Origin of the sequence: Acinetobacter sp. ACNIH3 (genome assembly GCF_002918965.1) — a bacterium.
Lineage (GTDB): Bacteria > Pseudomonadota > Gammaproteobacteria > Pseudomonadales > Moraxellaceae > Acinetobacter > Acinetobacter schindleri.
Genome location: NZ_PQLP01000013.1, coordinates 24,299 through 37,103, shown reverse-complemented (window position 1 = coordinate 37,103; position 12,805 = coordinate 24,299). Strand labels below are relative to the sequence as shown.

At 44.5% G+C, this 12,805-nt stretch carries 10 protein-coding genes; 6 read left to right on the top strand and 4 right to left on the bottom strand.

Annotation, left to right across the window (positions count from 1 at the left end):
* Positions 1 to 47 precede the first annotated feature (47 nt).
* Positions 48 to 539, bottom strand: coding sequence for a thioesterase family protein (locus C3420_RS07620; protein ID WP_103800470.1), 492 nt, complete (start codon positions 537 to 539; stop codon positions 48 to 50).
* Between the two features lie 107 nt (positions 540 to 646).
* Here C3420_RS07620 and hemB point away from each other — a divergent pair, with 107 nt between their 5' ends.
* A complete protein-coding gene (gene hemB / locus C3420_RS07615; protein WP_103800469.1) occupies positions 647 to 1,660 on the top strand; it encodes a porphobilinogen synthase in 1,014 nt (337 codons plus the stop codon).
* Between the two features lie 76 nt (positions 1,661 to 1,736).
* Positions 1,737 to 2,858 (top strand): glycine oxidase ThiO, encoded by a 1,122-nt coding sequence (thiO, locus tag C3420_RS07610; protein WP_048881352.1) that lies wholly within the window; start codon positions 1,737 to 1,739, stop codon positions 2,856 to 2,858.
* On the opposite strand, the gene C3420_RS07605 is transcribed toward thiO, so the two are convergent.
* Together C3420_RS07605 and C3420_RS07600 are read right to left on the bottom strand one after the other, a co-directional pair.
* Positions 2,838 to 3,749, bottom strand: coding sequence for a TIGR01777 family oxidoreductase (locus tag C3420_RS07605; RefSeq protein ID WP_103800468.1), 912 nt, complete (start codon positions 3,747 to 3,749; stop codon positions 2,838 to 2,840). The genes thiO and C3420_RS07605 overlap by 21 nt on opposite strands.
* 180 nt (positions 3,750 to 3,929) lie before the next feature.
* Entirely contained in the window at positions 3,930 to 4,385 is a 456-nt protein-coding gene (locus tag C3420_RS07600) for an ABZJ_00895 family protein (protein ID WP_004811109.1), read from the bottom strand.
* 519 nt (positions 4,386 to 4,904) lie between these two features.
* On the opposite strand from C3420_RS07600, the gene C3420_RS07595 reads away from it, so the two are divergent.
* From C3420_RS07595 to C3420_RS07585, 3 genes are read left to right on the top strand one after another with little or no spacing between them, the layout of a single operon-like run.
* The gene (locus C3420_RS07595; RefSeq protein WP_103800467.1) at positions 4,905 to 6,155 is read left to right on the top strand and encodes an exonuclease SbcCD subunit D; all 1,251 of its coding nucleotides are present in this window, start codon (positions 4,905 to 4,907) and stop codon (positions 6,153 to 6,155) included.
* A gap of 9 nt (positions 6,156 to 6,164) precedes the next feature.
* The gene (locus C3420_RS07590; RefSeq protein ID WP_103800466.1) at positions 6,165 to 9,770 is read left to right on the top strand and encodes an AAA family ATPase; all 3,606 of its coding nucleotides are present in this window, start codon (positions 6,165 to 6,167) and stop codon (positions 9,768 to 9,770) included.
* A gap of 5 nt (positions 9,771 to 9,775) precedes the next feature.
* Complete coding sequence (locus C3420_RS07585; protein ID WP_103800465.1) at positions 9,776 to 10,882, top strand: acyltransferase family protein; 1,107 nt, start codon at positions 9,776 to 9,778, stop codon at positions 10,880 to 10,882.
* A 45-nt stretch (positions 10,883 to 10,927) separates the two neighbouring features.
* On the opposite strand, the gene C3420_RS07580 is transcribed toward C3420_RS07585, so the two are convergent.
* A complete protein-coding gene (locus C3420_RS07580; protein ID WP_103800464.1) occupies positions 10,928 to 11,614 on the bottom strand; it encodes a YggS family pyridoxal phosphate-dependent enzyme in 687 nt (228 codons plus the stop codon).
* A 123-nt stretch (positions 11,615 to 11,737) separates the two neighbouring features.
* Here C3420_RS07580 and C3420_RS07575 point away from each other — a divergent pair, with 123 nt between their 5' ends.
* Positions 11,738 to 12,775 carry a type IV pilus twitching motility protein PilT gene (locus tag C3420_RS07575; RefSeq protein ID WP_004811122.1) on the top strand — a complete coding sequence of 346 codons (1,038 nt, stop codon included), beginning with the start codon at positions 11,738 to 11,740 and terminating at the stop codon, positions 12,773 to 12,775.
* Positions 12,776 to 12,805 lie beyond the last annotated feature (30 nt).

Sequence of the window (12,805 nt, the reverse complement as noted above, 5' to 3'; positions counted from 1 at the left end):
ATAAAAAACCGCTGAATATTCAGCGGTTTTTTTAATTATCTCAGTTTCTAGTAAGCATAAGAGGCAATCGCAGTCGCAATCGGTTTAGCTTCATCATTAATCAGGGTCATGCGCATGGTACATCCCTTACGCCCCAGACGCAGGGTTTCTGCACGTGCAGTAAAATATTTGCCACGCCCGGGTGCCAGATAGTCGACACGCATATCCACAGTCGCCAGACGTGAAACTTTTTTGCTGGTTTCTTGCATATCTTCAGGGCTGGCTTTTTTGTACAGCTCACCCATTGCGGTAATTCCACCAATACTATCCAGAATGGTGGCAGCCACACCACCATGTAAAATCTGGAATGCCACATTGCCAATCAGATCCTTCTGCATTTCCACATAGGCTTCAATCTGTCCATCCATAACGCGCATTTGCATACCGCAATATTGGTAGAATGGTGAAGCATTAAAAGCATCACACAACTGGTTGAATAGAACGTCCTTATTCGAGCCTAAATCAATATTTCCTGTCCAACTTTTCTCTGCTACCGTCATAGTTTGCTCGAATAACCTTGATTAAATAAAAAAATGTATCCATTTGCCCTAAATGCAAATTAAGGCACTACAATACCCATAGTTTAATATTGATCAATGAGATTTTTATGACCTATACGTTCAATCGTCCCGCGTTTCCTGCAACTCGCATGCGTCGTATTCGTAAAAATGAACACCTGCGCTCAATGGTTCGTGAAACGCACCTCACGGCTGATCATCTCATTTATCCAGTATTTGTTTTACCGGGTCAAAACCAGACTCAAGACGTGCCAAGTATGCCAAATATTCAGCGTCTTTCGGCAGATCTGCTGGTGAAAAAAGCTGAACGCCTGCTTGAGTTGGGTGTCAGCAAACTAGCGCTGTTCCCGGTAACGCCACAAGAAGACAAAAGTCTGACTGCTGAAGCGGCATGGCGTGAAGATGGTTTAGTGCAAACCACTGTTCGCCTGCTGAAAAAAGAATTACCAGAAATGGTACTGATTACCGATGGTGCATTGGACCCTTATACCACGCATGGTCAAGATGGCATTATCGATGAAACTGGTTATGTCTTAAATGAGGAAACGGTTGAATGTCTGATTAAACAGGGCTTAAGCCATGCCGAAGCCGGTGCGGATATCTTTGCACCAAGTGACATGATGGATGGCCGTATCGGCGCGATTCGTGAAGCTTTTGAAGCCAATGGTCATATCTATACGTCTATCATGGCCTACTCTGCCAAATATGCCTCCAGCTTCTACGGCCCCTTCCGTGATGCAGTAGGTTCTTCAAGCAACCTGAAAGGCGGCAATAAGTACAATTACCAGATGGATGTCGGCAACCGTGCTGAAGCCCTGCATGAAATCGCCTTGGATATTCAGGAAGGTGCCGACATGGTTATTGTAAAACCAGGCCTTCCTTATCTGGATATCGTACGTGAAGTCAAAGATACTTTTGGCATTCCAACCTTCGTGTATCAGGTTAGCGGTGAATATGCGATGCTGGCGGGTGCAATCCAGAATGGCTGGCTATCTGACAGCGTGATTCTGGAATCATTGATGAGCTGCCGCCGTGCTGGTGCAGATGGCATCTGGACTTACTTTGCGGAAGAAGCTGCAATCAAACTGAAAGAAATGAAATAGTCTGGAATGCCTTTCTTGATTCAAGGAAGGCATTTTTTTGGTTTAAACAAGATTCGAAAATAAGGGTTAAAACCTGATGCATATTGCCATCATCGGTGCAGGGATTAATGGACTCATGACTGCACTGGAGTTGATTGAACAGGGCTGTTCAGTAACGATTCTGGATCAGCAGCAGGCAGGAAAAGCTGCCTCCTGGGCCGGTGGCGGTATTCTTTCCCCGATGTATCCATGGCGTTATCCTCAGGCAGTCAATGCCTTGGCCAAATATGCCAAACCGCTATATCAGGCCTGGAATAACAAATTAAAACCAGTTACTGGCATTGATTTTGAAATTCATGAAACCGGCATGCTGATTTTTGATGAAGAAGATTTCGACATTGGCTATCACTATGCTCAACGACATCATGAGCCGATGCAGCAAGCGCTTTATATCGAGCAGGAACAGATTGAGCAGATCAATCCGCAGGTTTCATCCGAATTTAAACATGCTTTGTACTTCCCCCACATCGCCAATGTACGTAACCCTCGCTTACTCCAATCCATTATTCATTATTTAAAACAGCATCCCTACGTGCGTTGGCTAGAACATACGCCAGTTCGGAAAATAAAAATTGGTAGTGCACAAATTGATGCGGTGCAAACTGAACAGGGTGACTGGATTGCAGCAGATCAGTTTGTCTTCAGCACCGGCGCATGGTCAGCACAATGGTCGCTGCAGCTAACAAGAGATATCCCAGTGCATCCTGTTCAGGGACAGATGGTGTTGTTTAAAACGCCAGACCACTGGCTGCCGACCATGTGTATGAATCAGGTCATGTACCTGATTCCACGTCAGGATGGGCATATTGTCTGTGGTTCCAGCATGCGCGAAGTTGGTTTTAATACCACGCCTGCTGTCGAGATTCGTCAGAAAATTCTGGATGCCAGTTTTGAGATGGTTCCAGAACTGGCAGAATTCCCGATTGTCCAGGAATGGGCTGGCTTACGTCCCGGCTCACCGCAAGGCATTCCTTATATAGGTCAACTGCCAAATTTGAAAAATGGCTGGGCCAATTTCGGCCATTTCCGCAATGGCTTATGTATGGCGCCTGCCTCCGCTATTTTGCTCAGACAGCTGATGTTCGGACAGTCGACTTTAGTGGATTCACAAGCCTATGCACCAGATCAGTTACAGCTTTTAACTGCGCTTGCCCACTAGATCCGTGAGTGCTTCCTTGAGGCTTGGAAACTCAAATTCAAAGCCAGCATCTTGCAGTGCTTTAGGCTGGACATACTGACCATTTAAAATCAGTTGTGACTGCTCACCCAACATCCACTGCATAATACTTCCAGGCAAAGCGAATAGCGGTTTACGCTTCAGTAGCTCTGCTGCTGTCTGGCTAAAACGCAGCTGGCTGGTTTTCTCAGGCGCAACCACATTAAAGATGTGAGCGTTGCTTTTTTCATGCAGCAGAAAATCCATCACGTTAAGCAGATCCTGGATATGCACCCAGGCGAATGGCTGCCGACCACTCCCGATTCGACCCACCAGATTCATTTTGATTGGCATCAGCATTTGTGGCAAGATGCCACCTCTTCTACCCAGCACCACACCAAAACGCATAATCTTGGTATTCTGATCAGTATAGGATAAGGCCAGCTGCTCCCACTGCGCACAAAGCTGAGACATGAAAATCTGTTGGGGCGCAGCTTCTTCCGTATACACCTGTTGCCATTGTTCTTGAGGATCAATACCGTAATAACCCACGGCAGATGTAGACAAAATACATTTCGGGAAAATCTGATTCTTTTTTAAAAATTCATAGAGTTGACGGGTCGTTTCTAATCGGCTCTGCAAGAGAATATCTTTACGCTCGGCAGTCCAGCGCTCTGTACCGATATTTTCACCCGCCAGATTAATAACATAATCAATCTGACGGGTACGCAGTTCATCAAAATCATTGATCCAGTGAAAATCTGGATGCATTTCCAGGCGATGGTGTTCACGTGTCAGGCCAATGACATGACAATCTAGTCCAAGAAAGTGTTTGACCGCATATTGGCCAATAAAACCACTAGCTCCGGTAATGAGTACGACAGGCTTATGCATTGTTATTCAGTCGCTGTTTTTCTTAGGTCCCAAACATTGTACTGAACTGGCCAATCTTTGCAGTTATCAAAAAATACCATTCATCGTAATGACTTACAGCAAAAGATATCAAGCCTGAATATTAAGGGGTTTCAGGCTTTTTTTTTAGACTAAAGTTCTAGTCACTTATGTGCAAATAATTTACTGAGAGCTACCAAACATTTTGTTGACCATGCGCTGAGCCTGATTTCCATAGAACCAGTAAGTCAGCAGATACAATGGAATCGCAATCAACAGGAACATGATCACCACGACACTCATAAACTGCGGTTGTTGAAGATACAGTATGAAATCCTGCCAGGCATTCGGATTGGACCGGGTTGCGACCAGAATTCCCAACAGTAAAAATGCCAGGTTATACCCCCAGAAAATCAGACTGAATCCTAAAGTGATTTTTTTACGTTCGGCTTGTGTCGGTGCCCGACGGTTCTGACGAAGAAATTTAAATAATACCCAGATCATGGCCACCAGATATGGCACCATGGTCAGTACAGCCCCCATTCCCATCGGCATTAGGGCTGCAATCACTCCGCAAATACAGGTCATCACAAAACAGATTAAAAAAAACCAGAGAAAATAGCGTTTTAGCGGCGCCATAGCCATAGCTCACACAAAAGGATGTAGTCAGTATAAAAAAAAATGAATTTTTTTTCATTGTATTGTCAACCGATCCTGTAAAGCTGACGTTATATAGGGTACAAGGTCACCAAATTTGTACCGGCATCCACAAATCTGTTTGATCTTTGCTAAAGCAATAAGACTCGTGTGCAGCAGAAAGTTTTGAATAGCAGCCAAAATTTTCTTAAACAGCATACTTTGACCGACGATTTCACCATCACTCGAATCGTCGGTCTTTATTTTTTGGGCTTCTAAATTTTTATTCCGTATTGCTCCAGTTTAAACATAGATAAAAAACAAGAAATTAAATTGCCTTATTAGGGTCAGATAGAAAGTAGTTGCCCAACCCGATACTGGTTTTCTCAGATCGAGCTCACTATACTGATATTTTTCATCCAGACCAAAACGATCATTCCTGCTTCGGAAGTAAGATTTTTGCTGGTTTCATCCATGCTTTTACCCACTTCGGGTGTTTAAACTTTTATAGGCTCAGGGGACATGGCAGTTCATTTTTTACACACATCAGATTGGCATTTAGGACAATTTTTCCATAATCATGATCGTGAATTTGAACATCGCCATTTTTTGAGCTGGTTGCTGGAACAAATTAAACAAAAACAGCCAAATGCCTTGCTAATTGCAGGCGATATCTTTGATGTCATCAATCCGTCCTCCAGCGCTCAGAAACAGCTTTATCAATTTTTAACCAGTGCCCATACACTGGCACCGCACATGCAAACCCTGATGATTGCCGGTAACCATGATTCCGGTTATCGAATTGAGCAGGTTGAGCCTTTTCTTGCCAAATTCAATGCACGTGCAGTCGGTGTCATCAGCCGCAAGGAAAATAATCAGCTGGATCTGGATCGTCTGATGGTGCCGATTTATGGCCCTGAACAGAAAATTGTAGCCTGGTGCCTGGCCTTGCCTTATCTGCGTAGTGCCGAAATTACCGGACTGAATGAACATACCAGCAACAGTCAAAACGCGATTAGCTATCTGCATCAACAACTGATCGCTGAAGCCAAGGCACGTAAACAGCCAGATCAGGCGCTGATTCTGATGTCACATGCGCATATGCAAGGCGGAGAAACTTCGGATTCTGAACGTCCGATTGTAGTGGGACATGAAGAAGCCTTATCGACGGCGCTTTTTGAAGAGGGTATTGATTATGTCGCGTTGGGGCATTTGCATAAACCGCAGAAAGTCGGTCAGGAACATATCCGCTATAGTGGTTCGCCTATTCCTTTGTCTTTTAGTGAATTGAATTATAAACATCAGGTTGTAGAGGTACGAATTGACCCGATGCAGTCAGATGAACAACGCTTTCAATATGAGCCTCTGATCATTCCACGTACTGTAGATCTGCTCCGGATTCGTGCCGACCTCAATGATCTGATTGACCAAGTCAAGGCCTTGCCGAATGGTGAAATTGAACAGCTGTTTGCACGCCATTTCCTGGAAATTGAATACACTACCACTGCGCCTCCCCCAGTAGATCTCAGACAGCAGATTGAACAGGCTTTGCCGCCAAACCGTTACCGACTGCTACGTATTTCCCGGATTTATCAGCAAGTAGCGGACTCAAGCACGCACATTTCTAAAATTGATCTGGCGCCTCCGACCCCGGAATCCCTGTTCGGCAACCTCTGGGAAAAGATGGGTTATGATCCGGATGATTCGGTAAAGCGTGATTTCCTGCAGCTGCTACATGAAGCTCAGCAAGATATTGATGTGCAGCAGCCATAAGGAAATGCCATGAAAATTTTACGTTTGAGTTTAAACAATCTGGCTTCTCTGGCAGGCACTCATGATATTCGCTTTGATGATAGCCCATTAGCACATGCCGGCCTGATTGCCATTACCGGTAAAACTGGTGCAGGCAAATCTACCCTGCTGGATGCCATGTGTTTGGCACTGTATAACGAAATTCCACGTTTAAAAGGTGCAACTGGCAGTCTCAAAGATACAGGGGGACAGGATGTTTCCATCAAAGATTCTAAAAATATTCTGCGTCGTGGCACAACCACCGGCTTTAGTGAACTGGAATTTATTGCGCTGGATAGCAAGCGCTATCTTGCCCGTTGGGAAATCCGCCGTGCCCGCAATAAAATTGATGGCAATTTAAAAGTCGACCGTTATATCAAATGCCTTGATGATGACACCACGCTCACCCAAAAAATATCCGAAGTCACGCCACTTATTGAAAAACTGATTGGACTCAGCTTTGAGCAGTTTACCCGTGCTGTCCTGCTTGCCCAGTCTGAAGTGGGAGCCTTCTTAAAAGCCAAAGATCATGAACGTGCAGACCTGCTGGAATATTTGACCAATTCACAAATTTTCAGTGTGGTCAGTCAAAAAGCAGCACAAAAATTCAGTGAAGTAAAAAATAAGCGCAGTGATCTGGAAAAGCTGATTGGACATATTGAAACCCTGTCCGAAGAAGATATTAACGCCTTAAAACAGCAACAGACGGCGCTGTCTTTACAATTACAGAATCTTCAGCAATCTGAAAAACTGCTAGAAAATGAGAAAAAATGGCATCTGGACCGACATAAGCTGTATGCCGAAGTCCATGCAAAAAAAGAAGTGTATGATGTCCAGTTGGATGCCATAAATAAATCTGCAGGACAGCAACAATTACTGGAACAGCTGGATGAATTCCAGTCTATCCGTGATCAGTTTATTCAGCGTTCCCATTTAGAACCGAAAAAAATTCAGATTCAGCAACAACAGGCACAATTCACCCTTGAGTTTGAAACGCTAAAAAAACGCTTTATTGAAGAAGAAACCAAACTAGTAGCCTTGGAGCAACAGCAGCAGAAATTTCAGCAGCATTTAGACCAGATCAAGCCACATCTGGAAGCAGGCTTAAAGCTGGATCATGCTATCCATACGGTATCTGAACAATATAAAAAACTGAATACGGAGCAAAATCAGTTTCAAACTACTCACCTGCACCCCCTAGAACAGCAGTTAGTACAGCAACAATTAGCCTTAAGTCATGCTCAGGCTAAACAGCAGCAGATTACTCAGCAGTTAACCCAGTCAGAATTTTTAAGTGTTTTTGATCAGGAGCCGCAAAGTACCCTGCAACGTATGCAGGACTATTTACAGCAGCATCAACAACTATTGCAAAAAAATCCTGAAAGCCTAAATCAGCCTTTGTATGCACTGGAAAAAACCGTTACCGAATTATCTGCCAAGCTCAACCACTGGATCCAGCAACATCAAAGTATTGAACAGTTAGACCAGCAACTTAAATCTGTTCAGCAGACCCTCCAACAGCATTATACCGAACAGCTTCAGCTTGATGGGCTAAAGCAACGCTTACGACAGACTCTGCAACAATCTCAAGAGTCAGAGCAGCTACAAACCTCTATAAATATCCAGCAACAGCAGCTGAAATTGCTGCAAAATGCTGAACAGACTTTGCAGCAACAGATTCAATCTGAACAACAGGCTTATGAACAGCTAGAGCGGATTTTAGCTCAGCAGCGTTTATTGCATACACAAAGCGTGCAGGAACTGCGTGCCCAATTAAAACCTGATGAACCCTGTATGGTATGCGGCGGTCATGAACATCCTTTTGCTCAAGGACAACATGAGCTACTGGACAAAAGCTTATGTCAGCTACAGGAACAGCAATTACAGCAAGCCAGACAACAGCTTGATCAGCTAAGTCAGACCCAGCAACAGAAACAGATTGAAATCTCAAAGCTGCAAACTGTGATTGAACAGCAACAGCAGCGTTTGCAAGCATTCCAGCAGCAAATTCAGCAGCAACAGATTGAATATACAACTCAGCTGGCGAATTTAGGGGTTATTACTGAGAGTGAAAATGACTTAAATCGTTTAGCCCACCTTTTGAAAGACCATAGCAATAGTGTCGTAAAGCAGATTGAACAGCTGCAACGACAAGAACAGCAGTTACAGCAGCTATTACAGCAATGGCGTCAGCAGCAGCAGCACTTACATCAACTGCAATTGGTTCTGCAACAGCGGACTCAATTGACCCAGCTTATTCAACCCCTAATCAATGTATTGCCTGAGAACTATGCATCTCAGGATCCGATAAAATGGTTATCCACTCTACAACAACAGTTACAACAACGCATGCAGCATTTAAGTGTGCAAAAGCAACTGGAATCTGAGCTGCAAGCACAGCAACAAGCAGTTGATAAAACCCAATATCAGCTGCAAGTTGAACAGCAGAATTTTGCGCAACGCCACCAGTCTTTAGAGCAGCTTATCCAGCAAGGTAAGGACTTACGCCAGCAACTAGCTGAATTGACCGGGCAACACGCAGGACAAGTATATCGGGTAGCTGCAGAGTGGCAGACGACTTTGAATCAGCAAACCAAAGCTTTGCAACAGCAACTAGACATCCAGCGCCAACAAACCAGTCAGGCAGAAAAACAGCTGCATCAGGCCAATCTTAAGTTGCAGGATTTTATAACCCAACAAAAGCAGATTGATCAGCAACTTGAGCAATATCAGCAGAGTATTCAGGCTTGGCAGCAGAACCATCCACAGGTTACTACGACGCAAATTGAACAATGGCTGGGTATTGATCTCATCAGCCATCAACGTATCCGCCAGGATTTATCCAATCAAAAACAGGCACTGGAAAATGCCAAAACCGCATGGCAGTTACTCGAAGAACAATATCAGGCACATTTAAAACTGCAGCCTGAACATGAATTTGAAGAGATTGAACAAAAACTGGCTGCACTGATACAGGAAAAGACAGCACAACAAGAAATACTGAATGAAACCGATGCCAAACTGCGTATGAATGCCAACAACCAGAGTATGTATGCCAGATACCAGCATCAGATTGAACAGATTAAGGCTGAGGAATATCGTTGGGGTCGGATTTATGACCTGATTGGACATAAAGAAGGTACCAAATTCCAGAAAATTGCCCAGGAACATCATCTGGATATTCTAGTTGAATATGCCAATCAGCAGCTCCAGCCTTTGGCTCCACGCTATCAGCTGCACCGTATTCCGAACAGTCTGAGTCTGGCGATTATTGACTTGGATATGAACAGTGAGGTCCGCCCTGTACTTTCGCTGTCCGGTGGGGAAACTTTCCTGGTATCACTCGCCTTAGCCTTGGCCATTGCCAATATGGCGTCTGGCTCGATGAAGCTGGAATCGCTGTTCATTGATGAAGGTTTTGGGACACTCGATCCAGCGTCCTTACATATGGTGATGAATGCTCTCGATCATCTGCAAAGCCAGGGTCGTAAAGTGGTGCTGATCTCGCATATCCAGGAAATGCATGAACGGATTCCAGTCCAGATTCAGGTTAAACCCGTTGGCTCTGGTGCCAGTACTATTCAGATTATAGGCTAGCGCTCATGAATATGACTTCACGCAGATTTTCAGCTGAATTCAGTTTACAACTGGAAAGCTTGCGTGGAGTAAGTGCAATTGTGGTGCTATTTAGTCACTGCTTTCAGGCTTTTATCGCCCCTTTTGATTTAACACTGTATTCCTGGGTTCGGCTGCTTGGTCAGGCCGCGGTGATGATGTTCTTTGCTCTAAGTGGCTATCTGATCGGAACCTCTATACAGAATAATATCCAACAAAACAGCCAGTTTAATCTGTCTCACTATATCACGCAGCGCTGCCGTAGAATTTTACCGCCTTTCCTGTTTGCCCTTGCCCTGACCTTAACTTTATATATTCTGGCGCCCTACTTTTTTAGCTCTCATACACATCAGTTTCAGAACAGCTTTGGCATGATGATTCGTACCACCTATAGTCTGGAGTGGGACAATTTTCTGGGTTCACTGTTCTTTTTAAATGGCTTTGTGACGCCCACGCTATCTGCCAATGCGCCACTATGGAGTTTAAGTCTTGAGGTCTGGTTTTATGTGCTGGCGGGCTTTTTGCCTTTTTTAAAACATTCCGTTATTGCCAAACTCAGTTTTGCTTTAGTGTTAATTACACTTACCGCACTTAATCCCCAATTTCTGATTTATTTGCTTGTATGGCTGACAGCCTTTGCCAGTTCATTTGGTCATATTCAACAGTATGTCTTAAATCATTTGAATTCACTCAAACTGGGCTGCCTGAGCCTGGCTTTTTTCATTGCCTTTAGAGACGCCTATCACTTTCATATGATCGATCAGGTCAAAATTTATCGTGGCAACTATTTTGTACCATTTAACACGTTGATGGGATTGGCTTTTGTCTGCTGGCTGATTCAACTGCAACAAAAACTCAGTCATTATCAACCGGTCTGGGTAAAGTCCGCGAGTTTTTCTTATACTCTCTATGTGACTCATTTTCCATTACTGCTGTTTATTTTGGGTTGCTTTCCACAAAGCCGTGCTTATGGTCTAGGGGGTGCTGTTCTGGCCCTAATTTCTACTATGCTGGTTTTAGTTCTACTGGCTAGCTTAATGGCAAAATTACTCGAACCACAACAAAGAAAAGCGTTATCCCGCTCAATGCAATAACACTTTTCTTAACAATTTGAAAAACCTGTCTGAAATATGGTTCCGTTAATCCTTTTTAGGACGTGTACCAAACAAGGCGGTGCCGACCCGCACCATGGTTGAACCTGCCGCAATCGCTTCGGTCATATCCCCTGACATCCCCATGCTTAAAGTATCCCAATCCTCAGCTTTGGCATGTTGCATTTTAACCGCTTCGAATAAAGCCTTGGCATCGGCAAAAGCCGCTGTATTATTTGGCGCCGGAATCACCATCAAACCACGCAGACGCAGTTTTGGTAACTGGCTAATTTGCGCTACGAGATCCGCTACTTCTTCTGGCTGACAGCCGTCTTTGGTATCCTGCCCGTCGATATTCACCTGAAGACAAATATTTAGAGGCGCTTGATTATCTTCGCGCTGATTAGACAGACGTTCGGCAATGATCAGACGATCTACCCCATGTACCCAGTCAAACTTTTCTGCCAGATGCTTGGTCTTGTTCCGCTGAACATGCCCAATAAAATGCCATTCAATTTCCAGATTCTGCAACTTTTCAATCTTATCCAGCGCTTCCTGCAAATAGTTTTCACCAAAACTGCGCTGTCCGGCTGCATACATTTCCGCCAACATTTCCGCTGGATGTGTCTTTGAAACAGCCAGCAGCTGCACGGTCTGTTCATCACGACCAGCCTGCTGACATGCAGTGTGAATTTGGGCCAATACCTGATCTCGTGCGAGTTGCAACATTTTCATTGACGGAGTTCTCATTTCGTTCATATTTTTTTCCCTTGCCCCCCAACTAAGTGTTGGTTAAGCTGTGGGAAAGCCTTATTATTCTATCAAAATAAATAACATTTAAATGCCTTTGGGGACTTTATGGACATTACAGAATTATTAGCATTTTCTGCTAAAAATGGCGCGTCAGATTTACACTTGTCTGCGGGGATGCCACCACTGATTCGTGTTGATGGTGAAGTTCGTCGTATTAACCTGCCTGCCCTGGAACATAAAGAAGTTCACAAGCTGGTTTACGATATCATGAACGATAAACAGCGCCGTGACTATGAAGAAAATCTAGAAACTGACTTTTCCTTTGAAGTTCCTGGCGTCGCCCGTTTCCGTGTGAACGCATTTAACCAGAACCGCGGTGCCGGTGCCGTATTCCGTACCATTCCCTCTAAAGTTTTAACGATTGAAGATCTGGGCATGGGGCAGATTTTTAAAGATATTTGTGACTATCCGCGTGGTCTGGTACTGGTCACAGGCCCAACCGGTTCAGGTAAATCAACGACGCTGGCAGCGATGCTGGACTATATCAATGATAACCGTTATGACCATATTCTGACCGTCGAAGATCCAATTGAATTTGTACACCAATCCAAAAAATGTCTGATCAACCAGCGTGAAGTGCATCGTGACACGCATGGTTTCAATGAAGCATTACGTTCTGCATTACGTGAAGACCCGGATATTATCCTGGTGGGTGAGATGCGTGACCTTGAAACCATCCGTCTGGCACTCACTGCTGCTGAAACCGGTCACCTGGTGTTTGGCACCCTGCATACGACTTCTGCTGCTAAAACTATTGACCGTGTGATCGACGTATTCCCGGCCGAAGAAAAAGACATGGTTCGTGCCATGCTGTCTGAATCATTACAAGCGGTTGTCTCACAAACCCTGCTCAAGAAAAATGGTGGTGGTCGTGTCGCTGCACATGAAATCATGATCGGTATTCCGGCCATCCGTAACCTGATCCGTGAAAACAAAGTTGCTCAAATGTACTCTGCCATTCAGACCGGTGCCAACTATGGTATGACTACGCTGGATCAGAGCCTGAAAACACTGGTATCTAAAGGCGTGATCAGCCCACAAGTTGCGCGTACTGCTGCTAAACAGCCTGAATCTTTCCTATAAAAAATGTTTTGATTTTCTCGGGGACGAAGT